This is a genomic window from Vulcanisaeta sp. EB80 (assembly GCF_002078205.2).
Genome location: NZ_LCWN02000036.1, coordinates 1 through 20,958 on the forward strand (window position 1 = coordinate 1; position 20,958 = coordinate 20,958).

A 20,958-nucleotide genomic window follows, 5' to 3' on the forward strand; every position below is an offset into this window, starting at 1 on the left:
ATCGATAAGGAATGCCCTGCGTGGAATACGGTTGCTAAGGATGAAATTAGGAGGTTAGGTAACTATCTACCAATTTTTGTAAGGAGGTCCTTACAGACAAGGGATTGGGTTAGGCTTAGGATTGGCTATCGTAAGTGATCATTTTACTTAGAGCAAAAATAATTCCTCAAGATTAGTGGTAATTTCCTGAGAAAGCTTTTAATAAACAATTGATTATATAGCGATTATATCGATAGTTTCGGTTTACGTTATTCGTGGGTTGTTTATTAAGATGATCCAGTTAAATCATTGGTTTATATTTAACTATTTTTATCATTTAGAAATAAATAACCTACCAGAAGCATTTATAAATACCCTAGTGTCTACGGTTCATGATTGGTATGGCTAAGGTAACAGAATTCATAATACTTGGCAGGGGTGGTCAGGGCGGCGTTACTGCGGCTAGGATCCTAGTGTCCGCTGCTCTTAAGGATGGTAAGTGGGGCCAGGCTATTCCCGAGTTTGGTGCTGAGCGTAGGGGTGCTGTGGTTAAGTCCTATGCGAGGATTGCTGATGAGCCCGTTAGCCTCCATAGTAATATTAGGAGGGCTGATGTGTTGGTGGTTCTCGTATCCAACGTCCTCGATCTTGTGAATATTGATGATCTCATGAAGAGTAGGGATTCGATAATTATTGTTAATTCGTCCGCACCAATTAGGACTGGGTATAGGACTTACTATGTTGATGCAACATCAATTAGCGAGAAGCTTGGTCTCATCATTGCCGGTTGGCATATAGTGAGCACGCCATTACTTGGTGCCGTGGCTAAGGTTACTGGTGTTGTTAGTCTTGATTCAATAATTAAGTCATTGCCTGAGTTCGTCGGTAGGGAGAACCTTGTTAAATTAAATGCAGAGGCTGTTAAGATGGGTTATGAGTTAGTTAGGGGTGAGTGACATGAGCGTTGCCGAGAAGCTAAAGGGTCTCCTACTATCAACACCTGCGGCGGGTGCTGGTGGTAGAACTGGTACCTGGCGTGTGTACAGGCCTGTGGTCAATTACTCCAAGTGTACGAAGTGTGGTTTATGCTGGCTGTACTGCCCAGAGAATGTTATTGATTGGCTTGAGGATAAGAATGTCAGGATTAATTACGATTATTGTAAGGGATGCGGAATATGCGCAGACGTATGTCCCGTAAAGGCAATAGATATGGTTAGGGAGGGGGTGGTGTGAGATGACAGGGCAGATATCATTGGCAAAGCAGGTTAAGAAGGTCCTGGTTGGCGACCACGCGGTTGCAGAGGCAGTTAAGTTGGCTAGGGTCAACGTTATTTCTGCATACCCAATAACACCACAAACGCTCATTGTTGAGAGGATAAGCGAGATGATAGAAAGGGGTGAGCTTAAGGCTGATTATATAAGGGTTGAGAGTGAGTTCGCGGCATTAGCTACGGTTTATGGAGCAGCGGCTGGTGGTGCTAGGGCGTTCACGGCAACCTCAAGCCATGGCCTATTCTACATGTATGAAATGCTCTGGTGGGCAGCTGCATCCAGGGTTCCCCTTGTGATGGCTGTGGTTACGAGAGCTTTGGGTCCGCCATGGAACATACATAATGAGCACACGGACCTACTCGCAATTAGGGATAGTGGTTGGATCATTGGTATGGCGCAGAACGTGCAGGAAGCATTCGACATGACACTAACGGCATTCAAGATAAGTGAGGACGAAAAAGTGCTATTACCCGTGGCCATCGGCCTTGATGGTTTCGTACTAAGTCACACAGCAGAGCCTCTGGATATACCATCGCAGGAGGATGTGGATTCCTGGCTACCGCCTAGAAATCCGAGGATTCCATACACCATAGAGCCAGGTGGTGAACCCATAACAATGGGTAACATGCCGAAGAACGATGTTTATCACGCATTGCTTAAGAAGTATATGGATGAATCAATGGAGAATGCCAAGAAGGTCATTGCTGAGGTCTATGATGAGTATGGTAAATTAACGGGTAGGAACTATGGACCATTAACGGAGTGCTATAGGTGTAGTGATGCCAGGTATATTGCCGTATCGATGGGTGCCTGGAGTGGCGACATAATGGGCGCCATAGAGAGGCTTAGGGATGAGGGTTACCCAGTAGGTCTATTGAGGATCAGGTACCTAAGGCCGTTCCCTGAGGAGGACATCACCGCATGGATAAACGGTGTAAAGGGAGTTATAGTATTTGATAGGGACTACTCAGCGGGCTTAGGTGGTGTATTGGCAAGTGAAATAAGCGGCTTCATACCAAGTAACGTGTCATTTGAGGGAGTCCTAGCCGGTCTTGGTGGATTCGATGTATCCCCAGATGAATTCAGAGGCATAATTAAGGAATTCATAGATAAAACCGAACGTGAGGGTCCCATTAAAATTAGGAAGTATTGGTACATTCCGAAGGTTGAGGGGTGATGGGCATGGTCACGATGACAGAACTCCATAAGTATGGAACGAGGAAATTCATAATGCCTGGAACGGCGGCATGCCCAGGATGCCCACTTCAGGTTGGCATGAGGCAATTAGCGATGGCGCTGGATGGAAAATTCGTGATGGTGATACCAGCTGGGTGTTCAAGCATAATACCTGGTACGGCTCCATACACCGCATACACAGTGCCTGTGCTCCACGTGCCCTTTGCATCAAGCCCAGCGGTGGCTTCCGGTATTGTTAGGGCCGTTAGGCAGAGGGGTAATGAGGGCCCAGTCGTTGTTTGGGCCGGTGATGGTGCGACGGCGGATATAGGCTTCGCCACACTGAGTGGTGCGGCTTATAGGAATGAGGATATACTATACATAATGGCTGATAATGAGGCCTACATGAATACGGGCATACAGGCTAGTGGTACTACGCCCTGGATGGCTTGGACAACGACATCGCCAAGGGGGAAGACTGAGGATAAGAAGGATGTTGCGTTGATAATGCTAATGCACAAGGTACCTTACGTAGCCACGGCAAGCATAGCCTACCCAATGGACTTCATAGACAAGGTCAGAAGGGCCATGCAAGTTAAGGGCTTTAGGTTCATACACCTACATGCGCCCTGCCCACCGGGTTGGAAGATGGATGACGCCTATACAATAAGGGCTGCCAGGCTGGCTGTTGAGACTGGCGCCTGGATACTGTGGGAGTATAACCAGGGCAAGCTAACCATAAGTCCACCCAGCATACCATTTAAGGATAGGGCTAGGAGGAAGCCCTTGGAGGAGTATCTAAAGATTCAGGGCAGGTTTGCCCACCTTAAGCCTGAGGATATTAAGTTAATGGAGGAGAAGATTGATAGGCAGTGGGATCTAATCCTTAAGCTCGCCGAGATATATAAGTGATTAAATTTCATCATAATAAAGTTTTTATAATGTATAGTCCCGGTCATAGATAATGAGTTGGAGCCTATTAGATGCATTGAGGAGAAACCCCGACATTGTTAGGGACTCACTCAGGAAGAGGAGGATGGATGTTAGTGTTGTTGATAGGTTCATAGAGTTGGATAGTAAGTGGAGGAGTGTTAAGGCTGAGATCGATGAATTGAGGCATAGGCATAACGTGATTAGTAAGGAGATTAGTAAATTGAGCGGTGCGGAGAGGGAAGCTAAGATTAGGGAGGCTAAGGAGTTACTTAATGAAATCCAGAGTAAGGAGGAGGAGTTAAACGCAATTGAGCGGGAGAGGGATAGGGTACTTAAATCAATCCCAAACCTTGTCCATAACGACGTACCCTACAACTGCCCAGAGGGTGTTGATGCAATACCCATTAGATTCTACGGAACACCCAGGGTGTGGGTTGGTTACATAAATGACTTTAAGGAGCAAACAGAACGCTTTGGCTTTAACGTGCCCTATGAAACAATTGAATGGAAGCCCGTAGGCCATGCCGACATGCTCGAGTATGTGCTAGGCATGGGCGACACACTGAAGGCGGGGGAGGTTGCCGGCTCAAGATTTTATTACCTATTTGATGATTTAGTAATGCTTGATCTGGCATTGATCGCATATGCTATAGACTACATGACGAAGAAGGGCTTTAGGTTGGTCTTACCACCATACATGCTCAAGTACGATGTGTTATCCGAGATCCTCGACATGGATACTTTTAAGGACATGGTCTACAAGGTCGAGAATGAGGACCTATACCTAATAGGCACTGCCGAGCACCCAATAGCCGCCTACCTAAGGCATGCAGAGCTCCTTGAGGATCAACTACCACAACTTTTTGTAGGCGTCTCTCCAAGCTTCAGAAGGGAAGCTAGCGCCGGCAATAGGGATATGAAGGGTATCTTCAGGGTTCACCAGTTCCACAAGGTTGAGCAATTCGTGTTCTCCCTGCCCGAAGATAGTTGGAAATGGCATGAGGAATTGATAAAGAACGCGGAGGAACTTTGGCAAGGACTCGGCTTACCATATAGGGTAGTCCTCCTGTGCGCCCATGATATGGGCAGGTGCGCCGCCAAGCAGTATGATCTCGAGGTTTGGATGCCGGCCCAGGGCAAGTATAGGGAGATGGTGTCCTGCAGCAACTGCACAGACTGGCAATCGGCAAAGCTTGGTATTAGGGTTCTTAGGAAGGATATGAGGAGGGAATTCGTGCATACACTGAACTCGACGGCTATAGCGAGCACAAGGGCTATAACGGCAATACTCGAGAATAACCAAGAGCCGGATGGCACAGTGATTATACCAAAGGTTTTGAGAAAATACCTGGAGATCTTCAGCAAGGGCCCTGTAGATGCGATATATCCCAGGAGAAAGATTGAAAGGGACGAGAAGGGATTACCTAAGGGGTTGAGTTAACGTTCCTTAACTTAATCAATTTATTTATGATAAATTAAGTTTAAGTTATTATTATAACTCCTACCGCGGAGGGGCGCTAGAGCTGTTCCATAGGTAATTGAAGTATGTCTTGGCTATGTCGATTATGTAGTCCTGCCTAGAGTATAGGCTTATGTAATCGGTGCCATGTTTTATAACTAGGACAACTCCATCAGTACCTATTGAACCACCACCGAATAATTTATCTCTCATTCTTATGTGTATCCTTGGTGGGAGGTCTTTAACGTGGTCAATAAGGTCCTGGGTTATTAATAACCTAACCTCATTGCTTCTTGAGATGTTCTCAATCACGGAAAGTATTCTATGGTCTAGTAATTCTACGTATGGTGTTGCAATGTCGACATTGCCGTAACCCATGGATTTAATAATGAACTCCTTAGTACTGTCAAGACCCCTAACCACATAAAGCACTTCACTCTGTGCCGCCACCTTACCCCTATAGGCTGACTCATACATTAGTTGTAGTGAGTCTATTAGGGGTCTTATTGAGTTTATGTAGTCGCTGAACCTCTGCATTATTTTGCTGTAAACATCCATAGGCGATACCGCGTAAAAAAGCTCCGGTCTTTTCTTATCATCAATTTCAACAAACCCAAGCCTAAACAATCTATGTAGTACGGAATACACCTTGGATGTTGGTATACCCGCCCTTACAGCTAAATCCCTTGCAGTTAAGGGCCCGTTTTCAACAAGAGCCACGTATGCCTTAATATCGTAGCTTGTTAACCCAACGAAGCCTGCGAATTCCTTGAGTCTCTTCTCAAGGCTCATAATTCACACTTCTGAGAGTATCAGTTAGTGACAAAGTTTTTAAGGAATTACCTTCCAATTGCCGTAATGGTTCAGGTAGTGCCCGCTAAGACGGAATTGGTGATTGAGGCACAAAGACCCAGAAGACCGCTTGTGGATCTGAGCAGATTCAAGCTTCCAAAACACTACAAAAACGCGTTAGAAAATGAGAGGTTACAGCAGATGTGGAAGAGGCAGTTTGGGCTTCCTGACCACACTAGGGTTGTGAAGGTCTCGGTCTCGGTATGCCCGGTCTGTAGTAGGCAGATACCCATGGTTGTTTATGAGGAGGACGGCGCAATATGGCTCAAGAAGACCTGCCCAGAGCACGGTACGTTTAGAGACCTATACTGGGGAGACGCTGAGCTTTACTACTACTTCCTACAGTGGGATGCCCCCGAGTACATAGGTAAGGGTACCGCTAACCCAAACACGGATCTAAACTACTACCTAACCGCCGGCAGTTGTCCACAGGGTTGTGGCCTATGCCCTGTACATAAGACAAATACTGTTTTAGCAATAATAGATGTCACTAACAGGTGCAACATGAAATGCCCAGTGTGCTTCGCCAACGCTTATGCCGCTGGTTACGTCTATGAACCAACGCTAGAGCAGATCGAGCAGATGCTGAGGACACTGAGGGCTCAGAAGCCCTGGGCACCAAATGCAATACAATTCAGTGGTGGGGAGCCCACGTTAAGGAATGATTTACCAGAAATAATTAGGATGGCGAAGGCCTTGGGCTTCGACCACATTGAGGTCAATACCAACGGTATTAGGATAGCCAATGACATAGACTACTACAAGGCGTTGCTGGATGCTGGCATGTCAACGATTTATCTCCAGTTCGACACAATAGACCCAAATAACCAGGGTGTGTGGAGGCACAGGCTTTATGATCCGAAAGCCTATGTGGCTGTCAAGAGGAGAGTTATAGAGAATGCCAGGAAGATAGGCCATAGATCAATCGTGCTTGTCGTAACGATGGCCAAGAACTACAACGATAAGGATATAGGCAAAATAATAGATTTCGCCATAGAGAATAGGGACGTAGTTAGGTGGATTAACATACAACCAGTCGCCTTCGCAGGAAGGGCTAGGGAATACACCCCCGAGGAAATTAGGCAGTTTAGGATAACGATACCTGATGTAATCAATGAAATAGCAACCCAGACTGAGGGCAAGATTAGTAAGTGGGATTGGAGACCCGTCAATTGGCCCGTGGCTATTGGTAAGCTTGTCGAGGCGATCACGGGCGACCCCAAACCACTCTTTACCAACAACCCTGTATGTGGCGCATCAACGTTCATATATTACGATGAAGATTCCAGGGAGATCCTACCAATAACAAAGGTTGTTGATGTTGACGGATTCGAGAAGACAGTCTGGGACTTACACAGTAAGGCGGTTAAGGGTGGTGTCTGGAGAGGTGTTGCCGCTATCGAAACCCTTAAGTTACTGAGGTACGTTAAGCATAAGGGCTTTAGGAATATTCTAGCGGACTTCCTGATCAAGAAGGATTACGAATCATTGGGCAAGGTCATGTTTAATGTTGTTGGGCTTGGAATAATGCACTTCATGGATGTATTTAACTTCGATGTACAGAGGGTGCAGAGGTGTGATATACACTACGCAGTACCTGATGGTAGGATAATACCATTCTGCACGATGAATAACTTCCATAGGGATAAGGTGGAGCACAGCTTTAAGATGGATGTTAAGGATTGGCTGAAGATAAAGCTTGCCAAGAACACCTCGGTCTATATCTAACCCTTCCCTAAAACTCTACAAATCTGCCGGGTTAAAAGGTACCGTATTTATCCTATAGACTTAAGGTAATTATTTAATAAGTACTTCACTCAATAAAAAACATGTGAGATCTAGGAACAGATTAATGCTGGATTCGATTATAGGTTCAAATGATAATTTACTAATTATAGTTCCTCCATTCATTAACTCATTATTGGCATCGATAGTATTATTAAATGAGCGATTCAAAAATGGCTTAATAACGCACCTAACATTACTCACGTTGAATTCACTTAATGAATTGGGGGATACCATAGAGAAGTACAACTCGGTGTTGTTCATAGATCCACCCACCATAGCGAGCATGAGTAAGATCGAGAAGCACCTAAATAATAAGGCGGTCATTGTGGTGGGCGGTCACGATGTTGATTGGGTTAATGCAGACATTTTCATTGAGTACACAGATTCATTACCACAATTAATATGGCAATCATTAAATAACGAATTAAGTAAGGACTCCATGAGATTCCTGGAAGCCTCAATAATTTATGAATCAACAACAGTCCCAAATTACGATATATCCGTATTTAATGGTTGGTTAACCACAGAGTCTTACAATTACCCAGCATTACCTGGAATCCTTAGATTACCCTTAAGCGTATCCCTCTCAAGAGCGTTCTCCCCAATAATACCTGGTATAACGGGCAATGAGAATGAGGCTAAGAACCTGGTTAGGGCTATTGCCAAGAGGACTGATGCGATGTATAAGGATCTTAATGAAGAACAGGTGCTTAGCTTATTTAAGTACCTAGGTGACTTCGTGCTTAAGGCAGACTTTAGGGGGGATTACTTGGATAAGCTTATGTTTGTAAACAGGAAATGGGGTGGTATTGACGTTGACGTGCTAGACTCGATACTGGCGATAGAGGCTCAGCTCGTGCTCTGGGAGTATGTTAATGGCATCATGAGTCCCATACTCAATCCAGAGAGCGTTAAGGATACGGATAACCTAGTAACAAAGTATGTGTTAACGCTAGGAAGTTACATCAACCAAGTGCTTAAGGGTGGCAATAATGTTAGTATTGATTATGGTCAATCATTATCCCTAATAGATAGGTTGTGCTCAATGATGAGCTTTCACTACGAAAAACAAAGCAAAAGCTTTCTACCCCAAGGTGCTCCATACCAAGTATTATGTGTATTTGATGAGGATGTGAAGGATGCCGACTTATTATTTAAACGCCACAGCTATTCAATTGCTGTAAAGGGTCTATTCAATGAGGATCAGGGGTAAGGTGACGCTTGTGGTACCGATGGAATCCGCAGAGGACTGCGAGGTAGTGATGAGATCGTTGATGCCTGATGAAACTGGTTTACCGCCAGGTTTATCGTCAAGTATTCGATGTGATAATGGTAAATTAGTCTACGAGCTATCCTATGACATCAATAGTGATGAGTTCCTAAGTGTTTACAACACACTCGATGACTTACTTAGGAATGTGAGGATTGTGATGAATTCTCTCGATAAACTATGAAGGTAAAAAAATAAAAAGGGTTGTGCGCCCAGCGATAAGATCGCGGTGTCAGAGCAAAAGCAGGTTAAGACGGGCAAATGGATGATAAAGAAGTGGTTCACAGTTTACGTTCCAGCCCTATTCAACAGTGTGGAGATTGGGGAGGTGCCTTCAGATGAACCAACTAAATTGGTTGGAAGAACCGTGGAAATAACCTTATTTGATATAACAAGGGATCTTAGTCATCTACACATAAAGCTTAGGTTTCAGATAGATCGTGTTGAGGGAGATAGGGCGTACACAAGGTTTGGTGGCATGGAATTAACCAGGGATTACATAAAGAGCCTGATAAGGAGGGGTTCAAGTCTAATACAGCTAATACAGGACATACAAACAACAGACAACGCGCTCCTAAGGGTCACCATACTAGCCATGACGCCAACCAGGGCCAAATCAAGCCAAAAGAGAGCTATCAGGAAGGCGTTCATGAACGCTTTAGCAGAGTTTTCGAGCAAGGTTGATTTTAACGGTTTTGTTAAGGCTGCCGTGTACGGTGATGTTAGTAATGAATTATTCGCAGTTGGTAAGAGGATATATCCGCTCAGGAAGGTTGAGGTTTATAAGATAAAGGTTTTGAGGTACCCAACAGGCGCTGTTGCTAAGCCACCAACGGAGGAGGTAAAGGTGATGGAGACAACTCCTCAACCTTCATCCTCACCTTCCTGATAGGTCTTGTTCAATTTCTCAATCAACTCCCTATACCTTAACTCTCTTCTCCAATTTTGTACCCACCTATACACAGTTGCGTGCTGCTTACCCCTAATTAACATCTCCAGGGCATCCCTCGTTGTCTTTACATTCTCGTAAGGACCAAGTATGGCTATGTATTTATCCCCAATCACTATCTTTGTATCCGTTAACTCCTGAAGAACCCTCTTCGCCCTGCCATCCTCACCAATTATCCTGGCCTTAATCCTACTAATTTGATTAGCCTTATCCTTACTCACGTAATCCCTAAGATCGATAACCTCGAGTGCATAGTCATCGTTCCTCAGGTTTTGAGCATCCTCGTAATCAAAGCCATACGATATGGCCTCAATTATGCTCTTAGCCTTCATCAATTGATCAAAGCTCGTGTTATCGCTGGGTATTATCATAACCTCGCCTGTCTCATCATTAATCATGAGTTTAACACCGAATTCCTCCTCAATAGTCTTTGCGGCATCCTTTAACTCCTTCAGCCTATTTTTCTCAATAACTATTTTGAATCCGCCTTTCATATAGTCACTAATCATTTCTCGCCATAGGGCTAATCCTTAGTTAAAAAGCTTGCTTTTTCGTGGGTTTGGTAATTATTAATAATTATAATTATTAGAATGGTAGGAAAATTTTAAATATACCACCTAGTTATGGATGAGTAGTATGGGTTTACTCAGTATACCCAGTTCACTCCCAACGATTAACCTATGCCTAAAGGGTAAGGTCTTAGTTAGGGTTGACATGAATGTGCCAATAGACAAGGCTGGCGGTAAGATACTTGATGATTATAGAATTGAGGCTCACTCGAGAACAATAAGGTACCTAATTAACTCTGGTCTTTCTGTCGTAGTAATTACTCACCAAGGAAGGCCCGGGGAGCCCGAGTTCGCATCCTTAGAAAAACATGCGGAGACATTAAGTAATTACCTTGGGGTAGATGTCAAGTTCGTGGATGATGTAATGGGACCAAAGGCACGCGAAGAGATAGGTAGGTTGGGGCCCGGTGAGGTGTTGATGCTCGATAACCTAAGGTTTGTTAGCGAGGAGCTCATTGAGGGCGAGTCTCAGAAATTGGCCAACACATACCTAGTAATGAGGTTAGCACCATTGTTTAATTACTTCATACTTGATGCCTTTGCCACGGCGCACAGATCCCAACCAAGCATTGTTGGTTTCCCGTATGTACTACCAAGCTGTATGGGTCTAGTTATGGAGAGGGAGGTTAGCGCATTAGGTAAGGTGTTAGATACGAGGGGTGTCTCCACGGTATTAATAGCAGGTGGTGCCAAAGTCCCTGAGACGGTGAAAACAATGAAAGTCTTACTCAATAAGGGGTTGGTTAGTAGGGTGTTGGTTGGTGGTTTAGTTGGTCAATTATTTCTAGCCTTAAAATATGGCAATAATAAGTTATTGAACGGCATTAAGGCTGGGCAGGATACAGTAAACGACGCATTAGAAACAATGAAGTTATTTGATGATAGGATAGTACTTCCCGTAGATGTTGTTCAATCGGATGACGACATTGCCAATCCAATGAAAGCCCAATCAAATGTTGACATAGGTCCAGCCACAATAGAACTGTTCAACAAGCACCTAGCCTCAGCCGACATTGCAATAATGACGGGACCACTGGGTTTAGTTGAGGTTGAGAAATACGCGGTGGGTACTAGGGAGGTTATGAAATCCATGGTGAATAATGCCCAGTTCACAATAATTGGTGGTGGTCATACGATAATGTCAGCGAGGAAGTTCGGCTTGATAGATAGGATTAGCCATGTTTCAACGGGTGGTAGAGCATTCATTCAATTCCTAGCAGACCCAAACCTACCCGGTATAAGGGCCCTCGAGATTTCGAGGTCTAGATTCTGGGTGTGATCATGGTAGTTAAGGTAGGCATTGTGGGTTATGGAACTATAGGGAAGAGGGTTGCTGACGCGGTTAGGAGGATGGATGGCATGGAATTAGTCGGTGTCGTTAAGCAGAACCCTGACTACGAGAGTGAGGTTGCCGTGAGTAAGGGAATTAGGTTGTATACGTACGAAGATAAGGTTGGTAAATTTGAGAAGGCCAGAATTAAAGTGTCAGGAACGATAAATGAGCTTCTAAGAAGTATTGACGTCGTCATAGACGCTACACCAGATGGTGTTGGCGCTGAAAACAAGGCTAAACTTTACGAGCCAATGAAACTTAGGGCAATATTCCAAGGTGGTGAGGAGGCTGAGGTTGCTGAGGTTAGTTTCAATGCCCTGGCTAACTACGACATGGCTGTTGGCAAGAGGTTCGTTAGGGTCGTTAGCTGCAACACAACAGCCCTCTCCAGATTAATAAGCGCCTTTTTGATACATGGGTATAGGATTAGGAGGGTAAGGGCGTACATAGTAAGAAGGGGCGCAGATCCGAGGGAGTTTAAGAAGGGTCCCATAAACGACGTGGTCTTTAACCCAGCAACTGTGCCTAGTCATCATGGGCCTGACGTTATGACCGTAATACCGTCAGTAAATATTATAACCATGGCCGTCGCTGTACCGACAACAATGATGCACCTGCATATGGTAAATATGGAATTCGACGGACAAATAAGTAGGGGCGAGGCGATCAAGGTTCTCGAGGAGACCCCCAGAATACTGCTTTTCAATGCATCGTCTAAGAAGTTTGAATCGTTAGCCCAGGTTATTGAGTGGGCCAGGGATATTGGAAGACCTAGGGGTGATGTGTTTGAGAATGCGGTAATTGAGGACTCAATAACCGCGTCCCAGAATGAGTTATTCTTAATGCAAGGTGTTCACCAGGAGAGTATTGTGGTGCCCGAGAACATAGATGCTGTAAGGGCCATGATGGGCCTTACAGATAAGTGGTCATCAATAAGGAAGACCGATGAAGTGCTAGGCCTCATCACCACAAATAAGAATTACGCCTTAGCTTAATTATGAATAGATTCAAAGTTTTTAAGTTCCTAAGGTATCAGCCCAACTAATGGATATAGAATTATTGAGTAGGCTATCGACAGAGATCGGTCCCTCAGGATTTGAGGATCGTGTGAGGAAATCCATATTGAGTTTCGTAGCCGATCATGTTGACGAGGTTAGAGTTGATAATCTAGGTAATCTAATAACCAGGTTGGGTAATGGTCCCTTTAGGGTTTTGGTCAGTGCGCATATGGATGAGGTTGGCGTGATGGTTTCCCATGTTGATCAGAGAGGTTTCTTACGCATCGTGCCAATTGGCGGTCTTGATCCCTGGGCTTTATTGGATAGGGAGTTGGTTTTCATGGGTAGGAAGGAGGATGTCGTTGGTGTTGTGGGTATCGACCCACCGCACCTGCGTAGGGAGAAGCCGCCGTCAAAGTTTGAGGAGTTGTACGTAGACGCAGGTTTCACATCTAAGGATGAAGCAATCAAGGTCGGTGTTGCGCCAGGTACTCCAGGTACTTTTGTTGGGATTTTTAGGCAGAGGGGCTCTATCGTGATTGGTAAGGCGTTTGACAATAGGGTTGGTTGTTCGGTCCTAGTTGACGTATTAAGAAACATCAGAAATAAGGTTAGTGGCGACATATCGCTGTACTTCGCATGGAATACGCAGGAGGAGGTTGGGTTGAGGGGTATAAATGCCGTTGTCAATTACGTAAATCCCCAATTAGCCTTTATTATCGAGACTACGGTGGCTGCCGACGTGCCTATAACGAGTGAGGATTTATGGATTACAAGGGTTGGGGGTGGGGTTGCCTTGAGGGCTTTTGATAGGTCCATGATTACCCACCCAAGGCTACTAACCACAGCCCTGGAGCTTGCGGAATCTAGGGGAATTAAGTACCAGGTCCAGGTTAATCCATATGGTGGTACAGATGCTGGCGCTGTGCATGTACACAGCACTGGCGTGCCCACATTGGTCTTATCAACACCAGCCCGTTACATACACTCACCAGCATCATTAGCGAGTATTGAGGATATTGAGCAGGTTAAATCATTGTTGAGCGAATTACTTCTCAATATTGATTTAGTAAAGGACAGGGTCTTTGGTGGTTCGTAATCATGAGTGAGGGTAAGCGTATAATGACGTTGATAGGCAAGGAGCAGGCAGTTGTTGGGAAGACCTTTAGATTATACTCAATACCTGATGAATGCAGAAGGTGCCGTTTATTCAACATTTGTGTTGCAAAGCTTAAGCCTGGTAGGGTATATAGGATCGTTGAGGTTAAGCGCGTTGGTCTTCCTCAGCCCGATAAGTGCCTATTGACTGGCGAGGACATGGTGCCCATAGTGGTTGAGGAGTTGCCAATAATCGCACCAATACCCATTAATTCCTTTATTGAGGGAATCACCATAACATACACAAGGCCTAGGGTAAATTGCGATGAGTTAAGGAGGTACACACCAAGTGACCAGGTGTTGAAGGATGGTGTCAAGATAAGGTTGCTCAGGGAGGTGGGTAGGGTCAGGTGTAAGGATGGTAATTACGTCATAGCCGAAGTCCTACCCCTTGATTAGGCTAGCATTGAGAATGCCTCTGGCGTATAAACAAAGTCTTGCGGTAACTTACCAACACGCTTGTAGTACTTTACCAACCTATGTATCTTAGACTCGACAAGGTTCAAGCCCCTCCTTGCACTGAGGTCCTTGGGATGTTCCTCAAGGTGTTTCCTAATCCTCACAGCCCTCCTGATTAGATTCATTAAATCCTCAGGTATTTGTGACACTAGTTCGTGTTCCTGAAGAACCTCACTTATTGATTTACCAAGTATGGGCTTAACAGAGGGTATACCATATTGATCCCTAAGTATCACACCAATCATAGATTGGGAAAAGCCCCTCTTAGCAAGTTCAATGACCAATTGCTCCACCTCTTCCTGTGTGTACTGAACCCATGACGGTGTCACCTTCGACACGGGCCTTGTACTCGCGCTCCTGCCATGCTTATGCCTGCTGCGATGAGGCACGACTAACGATTCCTAGGCAAGTTTAAAAAATTTGCCTCCATAATGCGTGCATTCCTCTTTACCTCACAGCGTACCTCACCATCTTCCTAATTCTATCCACAAATTGCCTGACTCTAACTGCTATATCGTTGCTTAACGCTTCAGAGTAACCCTGGAAGAATTCATTGAAGAGCTCCTTACTTTGATCCTTACGAAGCGCCTCCAATGACCTGAGTGTCACATTCAAATCTACAGCTAATTTATACAAGGCCCTTACATCATTAGTCCTAGGTCTCCTGCCAAGGAACTCCGATAATCCAAAATCTATTAAGTATAATTTATCATTGACAATGAGTATATTAGCCGGTGTGGGGTCTCCATGGATTATGCCATCACTATGAAGCAGACCTAGGTACTTACCCATTGTGTGGAGGTAGCTGAGTACTTGGGCGTTAACACTACCTGATATAAGGAACTTAACTAACGGTGTCCCTCTTAGATACTCCATTCTAATTCTCATGTTAACGAGATCGACATCATAAACGCGAGGAACAGGTATTCCCAACATACTAGCCCTAATCATTGCCCTAGCCTCACTTGCTGTTCTTAATTTGCGAATATAGTAATCAAGCTCGACCCTTCTATACCCCTTGGGTACTCTTTCCTTAACTAATACCGTGAGTCCTAACCAATTTTCAAGATATAGTATTGCCTCAGCACCAATGGCAATCACTTCCCGCCTCATACTACGAAATGAGAGCCCCTTATTGTTTTAATTGATTTGTTTAGTTTCAACGGGCTTTGCAATGGATTCTCTTATTATTTCTGCTATGTCGAGAATCTTAACCTTATCCTCAACGCCCTTAACCCTGGCTGCGTCGGTTAACATGGCATTGCAGAATGGGCACAACGTGACTATTGTTTGCGCACTAGTATCCATCAACTGCTCAAGCCTTATGTGGCTAATCCTCTTTTTCTCAGGCACGTCATACCAATAATTCGCACCACCAGCACCGCAGCAGAATGTTTGAGCACCATGCCTAACGGGCTCTCTTAAATCACCAACCTTCCTGATAATCTCCCTCTGCGGGTTTATAACTCCATTGTATCTAGCTAGGTAGCAGGGGTCATGTATTGTAAATACGACGTTGTCCCTCGAAACCTTGATTACGCCCTTATTAATCAGCTCGTTCAGGAACTCCACGTGGTGATAAACCTTCACATTACCCATCCATGGATCGACCTTAACATAGTCGTTCTTGAACACATTATACCCGTGCGGGCATATGGTGATTATAGCCTTGACATCATACTTCTTGAATAACTCGATGTTGTTGAGGGCAAGCTCCTGGAACCTACTCTCCTCACCAAGCCTCCTAGCTGGGTCTCCACAACACGTCTCCTCATCCCCCAAAATCGCCACCTTATCCAACAGCCCTGCCTCCCTTAGTATCTCGACCAAGGCCTTCACAATCTCCCTAGCCCTATTATCAAAGCTACCCATACAACCAATCCAGAGCAGGTACTCAAAGTCTGAATTCTCCTGAACTGTCTTAACGCCTAACTCCTTTAGCCAATCATGCCTACCGTAATTGGGCATACCCATTGAGTTGTTATACTGCGATATGTTGAGCAGCAGATTGGACTTCTTTTGATCAAGCTTCCCCAACTCCACAAGCTTCCTCCTCAAATCCATGATTATGTCTATATGCCTAACACCAACAGGGCAGTTGTACGTGCATGCACCGCAGGTCGTGCATGCCCATAGCTCATCCTCGCCTATCACTTTGAACGGATCTGCATCAAGACCTGAGGCACTCTTTAAGATCGCCAACTTCCTAACAAGAACCCTCGGCGATAGCGGCCTACCTGCACTAACCGCTGGACAGTACTCCTCACAAGCCCCTATCTCAACGCATGTGTCGAAGCTATGTATTTCGTAATTCTCGAACTCACCAATTTTCCCAACACCCATACTGATTTGTGATGCATCAACCTTGCCCTCAATGACATCCTTAATGTTGAAGGGCATCCTAATATTTGGAAGGCCCCTATCGAACGTTATGTAAAGATTAACTTCGGGTCTTGCATAAAATATGACTATGAGTAGGTAATCAAAAACCGTAATTATTAATTTAATGTCGACATAAAACAGTGTGGGTAATATCGTCATGGATAAAGTAGTCGTTGTTAGGGCTATTATTGCCATTAACACGCCCTGAAGCATGGCTGATCTCCTTCTAAATTCGTGATCAACATTAAGCTCAGCATGAACTCTGAAGGATCTAGCAAGAACTTGAGCTCTCCATACGAACGCACCAACAAGGCCTACTATAAATGGTAATGCAACACCAAACATTACGTAATGGGCTAGTTCGTACCGATAAATCCAGGGGTACAGCAATGTGTATAGCATCGATAGTGATACGCCACCTAATATGGCCATGTGCATAACCTCAACAATGCTCTTTTTGACGTTCTTAATCTCGTGCGTCAGAAACGCGAGAAGTCTATTAGCCGTTATGGGGACCTTGTTAACAGAAGCCTCTCTAAATAACCTGATTATTAACGAAAGTATTAACCCAACGTTGATTGCATATAAAACATATAATAAATACGAGAGTATTTCTTGATCAATCACACTTAAGCACCTCCATTATAAGGATTATTTTTTAAGCACCTCCTTTAACCTCTTGGTTAAGGCTGGGACGAATTTGTAAAGGTCCTCAACCACACCGTAATCGCAGTTCTTGAGGAATGGTGCGTTTGGGTCGTTGTTTATTACCACGACCATTTTCGACTCCATCATTCCCGCCAGGTGTTGTGGTTGTCCACTTATTCCAATAGCCAAGTACAGTTTCGGTCTCACCTTATGCCCGCTCAATCCAATCCAATGATCCTCACCGAGCCACTTAAGATCGGCAGCTATGGGTCTCGAGCAACCAATCTCTGCACCTAAAACCTCGGCCAACTCAAAGGCAAGTTTCAAATCATCCTGCTTCTTAAAGCCCCTACCAACGGAGACAATCAACTCGGCATCCTCAATCCTAACCCTACCCTTAGGCTTCTCCTCTGTTGAGACCACCTTAATTGCACCAACTGACTTGGGTTGTAGTGTCTCGGTTGTTGTGCCCGTTGGGTTCTCACTGGGTTTAAACCTGGTTGGTGGTGCCATTAGGAACGCTTTGTCGGTAACCTTAATGGTTACCTGAGTCCTATTTCCAATCCCATTAAATACCACAGTGAAGGCGTTACCAACCTGCTTAATATCGACAACATCAACAAGGAGGGGGGCGGACATCTTTTGAGCTGCCATTGGTATTGCTGTCTTGAAGTACTTACTCACGGGTGCGAGTACGAGGGAGTATGTCTCCTTATTTATTAGATCCACCAGAGTCTCCGCAAATGAGGTTTCATCAACCGGAGCCGCTAGTTGGTAAACCTTAGATACGCCGTATTTACCCAATTGTGCCGCATCCCCTGACCCAATTAGCAGGTAATGAATTTCAGGCTTCTCCAACTTCTGGGCTAGACCGATTAATCCTGTGTCGTTTATGGAGCCTATTACGAGTGCCTTCATCTCCATCACCTCGGTGTTATCAACCCCTCCTGGATTAATGCTTGTATTAACTTATCCACCTTCTCATCTAGGGTACCTTCCTTAATTATCACACCCTTCCTCTTAACCTGCACCGGAACTATAGATTCAACCTCGACAGTGGGTTTTAGCGATAAGCCTAAGTCGGCTAGGCTTAACCTATTTATCGGCTTCTTCATGGCAGCCCTTATTTGAAGTAGTGGTGGTATTCTGGGTACGTTTATCTCCCTAGTAACCGTAATCAATGCAGGTAATGCAACCTCTACAGTCTGCACGGCATCCTCGAGATCCCTCTTAGCAATCGCCTTATTACCCTCGACTTTCAACTCCCTAACGAATGTCACAACAGGTATGCCAAGTTCAGCGGCAACCCTAGGACCAACCTGGCTTGTGTAACCGTCTATTGTCGCCTCACCAGCTATCACCAAGTCATAACTGCCCAACTTCCTTATGGCCGCGGCTATTGCCTTGGCCGTCATTAACTGATCACTGTTCAATAATAAATCATCAATTATTAAGTAGGCATCATCAGCACCCATTGCCAATGCCTCCCTGATGAGGCTCTCAGCCTCCTGCTGCCTCTTCTGTATGGGTCCATATTTCAAGGCTGAGATTACGTGAACCTTACCACCAACCTTCTCCCTAACCCTGATCGCCTCCTCAACGGCATTCCTATCAATATCACTTATCTTGAGGGGGGTCGCCTCAAGGTCGATCTTTGTCTCGGTCATTCTCAACTGCCCCGTGTCTAGGGCTAGCTTTACGAGTACGACTATCTCCATACAGTCGTAATTACTCCACATGTTTTTTAGCATTACCTATTATATACTCTATATAACCCCACATATGCATGAGGAAACTCTAGAAAATCAAGGAACCATTGGATTTGACCAAAAGATTAAGTAATCCTTAAAATAATTAATTTATCCTCGAATTAGTAAATGAGCAATAACGAGCTCGTGCTTCCTCAGGAGGAATTCGAGATAATTAAGGCACTAATTAGCACACAGGCGGTGAGTGTGGATGATCTATCAGCCAAGTTGGGCATTGATGCCAATTCCCTCATGCGAAGCATCGCTGAGTTAGAAAGCATGGGTTTACTTAAGATTGACAAGAAGATCCGCAGGTATATTGAGTTGACGGATGAAGGTAAGAAATACCTCGAGCTTGGTCTTCCCGAGGTTAGGCTTGCACGCGTATTACTTAGTTGTAACTGTAAGCCTAGCATCAATGACATACCCAACATTGCTAAGGGTCTTAATATCAACATATCAATTACCGAGGTTAACTATGCAGTATCTGCATTAACAAGATTGGGCATGGTGAGGGTGGCTAGGGGTATCATTGAGATTGTTAATGGCGATAAACTCGTTGAGGTCAGTAATAGGCAAGCTATTCTTGATGCAGTAAGGAACCCCATCGCTGAGGATGAGATATCGCAGGAGCACAGGTCAATTATTCAAGAGTTCATGAGGAGGGGTATCGTCAAGGTCAGGGAGAGGAGCATTATAATCCTTAGTGCCACGGATAAGGCGCGGGACTTGTTCATGAGGGGCTTGATAAAATCGAGCACTGTAATTACGGCATTAACACCCGAGCTAATAAGAAGTGGTACCTGGAGGAACATGGTGATTAAGAGGTTCGATTTATCAATACCACCACCCCAGGCACCAATAATCACAAAGCACTTCTTTGCTGAGTTCTTAAGATTCGTGAAGGAGGTCTTCGTCTCACTAGGGTTTGAGGAGGCTTATGGCCCTCACGTGGAACTGGAGTTCTGGAACTTCGACGCCCTCTTCCAAGCCCAGGACCACCCCGCCAGGGAGATTCACGACACGTACTTCCTCAAATACCCAAGTTCAGGTAAAATTCTCGATAATGAACTTGTGAACAGAGTTTCTCAAACGCACGAGAACGGTTGGATAACGGGCTCTAGAGGATGGGGTTACAAGTGGGACCCCAATAGGGCTATTAGGCTTGTGCTCAGGACTCAGACGACCTCGGTCTCCGTTAGGACATTGTATAAACGTGGTGATGGTGAGTATAGGGTATTTACGATAGATAGGGTTTTCAGGCCCGAGGTTTTGGACCCGAAGCACTCCATGGAGTTTCACCAGGCCGATGGTATCGTTGTTGGCGAAAACCTAAGCTTCAGGCACCTACTTGGAATCCTCGAAGCGTTAGCTAGGGGTATGGGTTTAAGGAAGGTTATGTTTAAGCCAGCGTACTTCCCATTCACAAGCCCATCTGCAGAGGGCTATGCCTATCACGAGAAGCTTGGTTGGATTGAGTTTGTTGGTTCAGGGATCTTTAGGCCCGAGGTTGTAATGCCCCTTGGTATCAAGAGGAGTAGGGTTTTAGCCTTTGGTATGGGTCTCGATAGGATCGCCATGGTCCTCATGAACATAGAGGACATTAGGGACCTATTCTCAAGGGACTTAAGTAGCATTAAGAATTATTGGCTTAACTTCTCGAGGTTCATAAACAACATATCTAAGTCCTGAGGATTGAGGGTTAGTTAAGGTTATAAATTAGGTCGAGATACCTACTTCGTGTCGAATAAAGAACGCATTGTTAAATCAACGCACTTATTATTACCATTGATATCACCAATAATAGCCGTAATGCTCATACTGTCATTAATAAGGATTGGAGAAACACAGGTACCTGCTGGTCCTCCTTTTCAATCAGTAAATACATCAAATGCTGGTCTTTATAATGTGACAGTCATAATACTAATTATGGTTGTGGCAACATATATAATTTATCGATTAATTAAGCGTGGCTCAATAAAGGC

General features: G+C 44.8%; 21 protein-coding genes and 1 pseudogene. 15 read left to right on the forward strand and 7 right to left on the reverse strand.

Features of this window, described 5'->3' with window-relative positions; translation table 11 throughout:
• Positions 1-371: 371 nt before the first annotated feature.
• Genes B7L70_RS07330 through serS form a run of 5 tightly spaced genes read left to right on the forward strand, consistent with a single transcriptional unit; the run spans position 372 to position 4,801 of the window.
• Positions 372-935, forward strand: a complete 564-nt coding sequence (locus B7L70_RS07330) for a 2-oxoacid:acceptor oxidoreductase family protein (protein WP_081227218.1) — start codon at positions 372-374, stop codon at positions 933-935.
• 1 nt (position 936) lies between these two features.
• Positions 937-1,212 carry a 4Fe-4S binding protein gene (locus B7L70_RS07335; protein WP_081227235.1) on the forward strand — a complete coding sequence of 92 codons (276 nt, stop codon included), beginning with the start codon at positions 937-939 and terminating at the stop codon, positions 1,210-1,212.
• 1 nt (position 1,213) lies between these two features.
• Positions 1,214-2,428 carry a pyruvate ferredoxin oxidoreductase gene (locus tag B7L70_RS07340; protein ID WP_081227219.1) on the forward strand — a complete coding sequence of 405 codons (1,215 nt, stop codon included), beginning with the start codon at positions 1,214-1,216 and terminating at the stop codon, positions 2,426-2,428.
• A gap of 5 nt (positions 2,429-2,433) precedes the next feature.
• The gene (locus B7L70_RS07345) at positions 2,434-3,339 is read left to right on the forward strand and encodes a 3-methyl-2-oxobutanoate dehydrogenase subunit beta (RefSeq protein ID WP_081227236.1); all 906 of its coding nucleotides are present in this window, start codon (positions 2,434-2,436) and stop codon (positions 3,337-3,339) included.
• A gap of 52 nt (positions 3,340-3,391) precedes the next feature.
• On the forward strand, positions 3,392-4,801 hold the full coding sequence (gene serS / locus B7L70_RS07350) for a serine--tRNA ligase (protein WP_081227220.1): 1,410 nt from the start codon (positions 3,392-3,394) through the stop codon (positions 4,799-4,801).
• A 60-nt stretch (positions 4,802-4,861) separates the two neighbouring features.
• On the opposite strand, the gene B7L70_RS07355 is transcribed toward serS, so the two are convergent.
• A complete protein-coding gene (locus tag B7L70_RS07355) occupies positions 4,862-5,611 on the reverse strand; it encodes a TrmB family transcriptional regulator (RefSeq protein ID WP_081227221.1) in 750 nt (249 codons plus the stop codon).
• 66 nt (positions 5,612-5,677) lie between these two features.
• Here B7L70_RS07355 and tes point away from each other — a divergent pair, with 66 nt between their 5' ends.
• The 4 genes from tes (at position 5,678) to B7L70_RS07375 (ending at position 9,618) form a co-directional block, all read left to right on the forward strand.
• The gene (gene tes, locus B7L70_RS07360) at positions 5,678-7,399 is read left to right on the forward strand and encodes a tetraether lipid synthase Tes (protein ID WP_081227222.1); all 1,722 of its coding nucleotides are present in this window, start codon (positions 5,678-5,680) and stop codon (positions 7,397-7,399) included.
• Between the two features lie 103 nt (positions 7,400-7,502).
• On the forward strand, positions 7,503-8,672 hold the full coding sequence (locus B7L70_RS07365; RefSeq protein ID WP_081227223.1) for a hypothetical protein: 1,170 nt from the start codon (positions 7,503-7,505) through the stop codon (positions 8,670-8,672).
• Entirely contained in the window at positions 8,656-8,913 is a 258-nt protein-coding gene (locus B7L70_RS07370; protein WP_081227224.1) for a KEOPS complex subunit Pcc1, read from the forward strand. The genes B7L70_RS07365 and B7L70_RS07370 overlap by 17 nt, the downstream gene beginning before the upstream one ends.
• Before the next feature lie 45 nt (positions 8,914-8,958).
• A complete protein-coding gene (locus tag B7L70_RS07375; RefSeq protein ID WP_081227225.1) occupies positions 8,959-9,618 on the forward strand; it encodes a 30S ribosomal protein S3ae in 660 nt (219 codons plus the stop codon).
• On the opposite strand, the gene B7L70_RS07380 is transcribed toward B7L70_RS07375, so the two are convergent.
• Positions 9,594-10,187 carry a pre-rRNA-processing protein PNO1 gene (locus B7L70_RS07380; RefSeq protein WP_081227226.1) on the reverse strand — a complete coding sequence of 198 codons (594 nt, stop codon included), beginning with the start codon at positions 10,185-10,187 and terminating at the stop codon, positions 9,594-9,596. The two genes, B7L70_RS07375 and B7L70_RS07380, sit on opposite strands and share 25 nt — an antisense overlap.
• Before the next feature lie 118 nt (positions 10,188-10,305).
• Between B7L70_RS07380 and pgk the strand changes: the two genes are divergently transcribed.
• The 4 genes from pgk to B7L70_RS07400 are packed head-to-tail and all read left to right on the forward strand — an operon-like array spanning position 10,306 to position 14,135.
• Complete coding sequence (gene pgk / locus B7L70_RS07385) at positions 10,306-11,526, forward strand: phosphoglycerate kinase (protein ID WP_238376155.1); 1,221 nt, start codon at positions 10,306-10,308, stop codon at positions 11,524-11,526.
• 2 nt (positions 11,527-11,528) lie between these two features.
• A complete protein-coding gene (locus B7L70_RS07390) occupies positions 11,529-12,575 on the forward strand; it encodes a type II glyceraldehyde-3-phosphate dehydrogenase (protein ID WP_081227237.1) in 1,047 nt (348 codons plus the stop codon).
• A gap of 49 nt (positions 12,576-12,624) precedes the next feature.
• The gene (locus B7L70_RS07395) at positions 12,625-13,677 is read left to right on the forward strand and encodes a M42 family metallopeptidase (protein WP_081227228.1); all 1,053 of its coding nucleotides are present in this window, start codon (positions 12,625-12,627) and stop codon (positions 13,675-13,677) included.
• A gap of 2 nt (positions 13,678-13,679) precedes the next feature.
• Positions 13,680-14,135 carry a UPF0179 family protein gene (locus B7L70_RS07400; protein WP_081227229.1) on the forward strand — a complete coding sequence of 152 codons (456 nt, stop codon included), beginning with the start codon at positions 13,680-13,682 and terminating at the stop codon, positions 14,133-14,135.
• On the opposite strand, the gene B7L70_RS07405 is transcribed toward B7L70_RS07400, so the two are convergent.
• From B7L70_RS07405 to B7L70_RS07425, 5 genes are read right to left on the reverse strand one after another with little or no spacing between them, the layout of a single operon-like run.
• Positions 14,132-14,584, reverse strand: a complete 453-nt coding sequence (locus B7L70_RS07405) for a 30S ribosomal protein S15 (RefSeq protein WP_081227230.1) — start codon at positions 14,582-14,584, stop codon at positions 14,132-14,134. The genes B7L70_RS07400 and B7L70_RS07405 overlap by 4 nt on opposite strands.
• A 58-nt stretch (positions 14,585-14,642) precedes the next feature.
• A complete protein-coding gene (locus B7L70_RS07410) occupies positions 14,643-15,308 on the reverse strand; it encodes a KEOPS complex kinase/ATPase Bud32 (protein ID WP_081227231.1) in 666 nt (221 codons plus the stop codon).
• 27 nt (positions 15,309-15,335) lie between these two features.
• The gene (locus B7L70_RS07415) at positions 15,336-17,204 is read right to left on the reverse strand and encodes a (Fe-S)-binding protein (RefSeq protein WP_369907342.1); all 1,869 of its coding nucleotides are present in this window, start codon (positions 17,202-17,204) and stop codon (positions 15,336-15,338) included.
• A gap of 24 nt (positions 17,205-17,228) precedes the next feature.
• A complete protein-coding gene (locus tag B7L70_RS07420) occupies positions 17,229-18,143 on the reverse strand; it encodes an electron transfer flavoprotein subunit alpha/FixB family protein (protein ID WP_238376156.1) in 915 nt (304 codons plus the stop codon).
• A gap of 5 nt (positions 18,144-18,148) precedes the next feature.
• Positions 18,149-18,943, reverse strand: coding sequence for an electron transfer flavoprotein subunit beta/FixA family protein (locus B7L70_RS07425; protein ID WP_081227233.1), 795 nt, complete (start codon positions 18,941-18,943; stop codon positions 18,149-18,151).
• Between the two features lie 159 nt (positions 18,944-19,102).
• Here B7L70_RS07425 and B7L70_RS07430 point away from each other — a divergent pair, with 159 nt between their 5' ends.
• Both B7L70_RS07430 and B7L70_RS07435 read left to right on the forward strand, forming a co-directional pair.
• Entirely contained in the window at positions 19,103-20,665 is a 1,563-nt protein-coding gene (locus tag B7L70_RS07430; protein ID WP_081227234.1) for a phenylalanine--tRNA ligase subunit alpha, read from the forward strand.
• A gap of 48 nt (positions 20,666-20,713) precedes the next feature.
• Positions 20,714-20,958 (forward strand): annotated as a pseudogene (locus tag B7L70_RS07435) (hypothetical protein); the annotation flags it as partial.

Bases quoted from the DNA above. Each gene is read 5' to 3' on its own strand.
- B7L70_RS07330 (WP_081227218.1), top strand. From the start codon at position 372: ATGATTGGTATGGCTAAGGTAACAGAATTCATAATACTTGGCAGGGGT.
- B7L70_RS07335 (WP_081227235.1), top strand. From the start codon at position 937: ATGAGCGTTGCCGAGAAGCTAAAGGGTCTCCTACTATCAACACCTGCG.
- B7L70_RS07340 (WP_081227219.1), top strand. From the start codon at position 1,214: ATGACAGGGCAGATATCATTGGCAAAGCAGGTTAAGAAGGTCCTGGTT.
- B7L70_RS07345 (WP_081227236.1), top strand. From the start codon at position 2,434: ATGGTCACGATGACAGAACTCCATAAGTATGGAACGAGGAAATTCATA.
- serS (WP_081227220.1), top strand. From the start codon at position 3,392: ATGAGTTGGAGCCTATTAGATGCATTGAGGAGAAACCCCGACATTGTT.
- B7L70_RS07355 (WP_081227221.1), bottom strand. From the start codon at position 5,611: ATGAGCCTTGAGAAGAGACTCAAGGAATTCGCAGGCTTCGTTGGGTTA.
- tes (WP_081227222.1), top strand. From the start codon at position 5,678: ATGGTTCAGGTAGTGCCCGCTAAGACGGAATTGGTGATTGAGGCACAA.
- B7L70_RS07370 (WP_081227224.1), top strand. From the start codon at position 8,656: ATGAGGATCAGGGGTAAGGTGACGCTTGTGGTACCGATGGAATCCGCA.
- B7L70_RS07380 (WP_081227226.1), bottom strand. From the start codon at position 10,187: ATGATTAGTGACTATATGAAAGGCGGATTCAAAATAGTTATTGAGAAA.
- pgk (WP_238376155.1), top strand. From the start codon at position 10,306: ATGAGTAGTATGGGTTTACTCAGTATACCCAGTTCACTCCCAACGATT.
- B7L70_RS07390 (WP_081227237.1), top strand. From the start codon at position 11,529: ATGGTAGTTAAGGTAGGCATTGTGGGTTATGGAACTATAGGGAAGAGG.
- B7L70_RS07395 (WP_081227228.1), top strand. From the start codon at position 12,625: ATGGATATAGAATTATTGAGTAGGCTATCGACAGAGATCGGTCCCTCA.
- B7L70_RS07400 (WP_081227229.1), top strand. From the start codon at position 13,680: ATGAGTGAGGGTAAGCGTATAATGACGTTGATAGGCAAGGAGCAGGCA.
- B7L70_RS07410 (WP_081227231.1), bottom strand. From the start codon at position 15,308: ATGAGGCGGGAAGTGATTGCCATTGGTGCTGAGGCAATACTATATCTT.
- B7L70_RS07420 (WP_238376156.1), bottom strand. From the start codon at position 18,143: ATGAAGGCACTCGTAATAGGCTCCATAAACGACACAGGATTAATCGGT.
- B7L70_RS07425 (WP_081227233.1), bottom strand. From the start codon at position 18,943: ATGGAGATAGTCGTACTCGTAAAGCTAGCCCTAGACACGGGGCAGTTG.
- B7L70_RS07430 (WP_081227234.1), top strand. From the start codon at position 19,103: ATGAGCAATAACGAGCTCGTGCTTCCTCAGGAGGAATTCGAGATAATT.